The following is a 2,042-nucleotide window of genomic DNA, read 5'->3' as shown; positions in this document are numbered from 1 at the left end:
ACATAAAATACACTAAGTTATTTTATTGAACATATATCGTACTTTATCTATACGACTATTTGGACGACGGGGCTGGCAAACAGGTTCACCGGTAGTAACATGGTACCCTTTTAACTCTGTTAAACAAACACTACGTCCATTTGTAAAGAAAGTTAAATCACTACGATATTCTTGAATACACCGAGCAGGGATTTCTCCACTAAGAATGACCTCATTATTTTTCAATTGAGTGTCTACGATGTTCGCACAATATTTAGGAGCATCGTTGTATGCTCGTGAAAGATATTCCTGTGGCGCATAAATTTTAAAACTAAGATATGGCTCTAACAATTCTGTTCCAGCTTTTTTTAAGACTTGTTCCAATACAATAGGAGCAAGCATCCTAAAATCTGCTGGGGTACTAACAGGGCTATAGTATAAGCCATACTTAAAACAGATTTTACAGTCCGTCACATTCCAACCATACAATCCTTGTTCACAGCCATAGCGTATCCCCTCCATAACTGCATTTTGAAACGATTGATTTAAGTATCCAAGAGAAACCGAGCTCTCATACTGTACTCCGCTCCCTAATGGAAGCGGTGCTACAGATAGACCAATGGAAGCCCAGAAAGGATTCGGTGGAACTTCGATGTGAATGGTATACTCTGCTTTTTTTAACGGTCTTTCCATATAAATGACTGTAGGCTCTTTTATTTCTATCTCCACATGATACTTTTCTTGCAGCAGAGCACAAGTCACTTCCATTTGTACTTTCCCTAAGAAAGAAAGTATGATTTCATGTGTCGCAGAATCCACATAATATCGCAGAAGCGGGTCACTGTCGGAGATTTCTAAAAGTGCATCAAGTAACATTTCCCTTTGTTGAGGTTTGCTCGGTTCAACAGTCGTTTGCAGCAGAGGGAGGGGATTTTCAATTCTCTCTCTCTGTGGCAATAGCTTTGTATCTCCAAGAACACTATTTAACTTCAAAAACTCATTCTGCAAAATAACAATTTCCCCGGAATAAGCCTTATCGATTTTACATAATTCACCATTTATTGAAGTATACATTTCTGTAATTTTTATTTTTTCCTTTTCCGATATTCTAACCGGATCTCGCAAATGCAGTACGCCACTATAAAGACGTATATATGCAAGACGCTGTCTTTTTTCCGAATACTCAATTTTGAAAACTTTTCCGCAAAGTTCAGACTGACCTCGATGTGTTGATGAATAAAATTTATTCGTAATCACTTCTATAAGGTTATCAATCCCTATATTGTTTTTTGCACTTCCGTGATAAACAGGGAACAGAGAACAATTCTGAAATCTTATGCTTTCCTCTTGTTCGAGTTCCAATGCTTCTAATGATTTACCGGACATATATTTCTCTAAAAGGTCATCGTTTCCCTCTATTACCGTATCCCATTGTTCAGATTCGGTAAAGTTCGTCACACACATATTAGGATACAGTTCTACCTTCTGTTTGATTACAATTTCGGCAGAAAGTTTCTCTTTAATATCCTGATAAACCGTTGATAAATCAATTCCATTTTGGTCAATCTTATTGATAAAAAAGATTGTGGGAATCCCCATTTTCCTAAGTGCATGAAATAATATACGAGTTTGTGCTTGTACGCCATCTTTTGCAGAAATCAGTAGAATTGCCCCATCTAAAACTGATAATGAACGATATACTTCTGCTAAGAAATCCATATGTCCTGGCGTGTCTATGATGTTCACCTTCGTATTTTCCCACTGAAAAGAGGTTATTCCTGTCTGAATCGTAATTCCTCTCTGACGTTCTAAAAGCGTATTATCCGTCCTCGTTGTACCTTTGTCCACGCTTCCTAATTCTGTAATCGCTCCACTGTTATATAATAAGCTTTTATAATAAGCTTTCTGTTAAGGTAGTTTTTCCTGCATCAACATGAGCTAAAATTCCAATATTAATAATTTTCATGTGATTTTCCTCCATTCAAAAACCCAAAAGGACATCCAATTATTTGTTCCCACTATCAAATTGACAGTTTATTTAAGAATACCTTGCCGCATATTTA

Annotated in this window: 1 pseudogene; it reads right to left on the bottom strand. The window is 36.7% G+C overall.

The window, feature by feature from the left end:
• Positions 1–12: 12 nt before the first annotated feature.
• Positions 13–1,945 (bottom strand): annotated as a pseudogene (tet(M), locus tag ACT8VG_RS10645) (tetracycline resistance ribosomal protection protein Tet(M)).
• Positions 1,946–2,042 lie beyond the last annotated feature (97 nt).

It is taken from the genome of Catenibacterium sp., assembly GCF_052354645.1.
Lineage (GTDB): Bacteria > Bacillota_I > Bacilli_A > Erysipelotrichales > Coprobacillaceae > Catenibacterium > Catenibacterium mitsuoka_A.
This window is presented reverse-complemented; position numbering and strand designations above follow the sequence as displayed.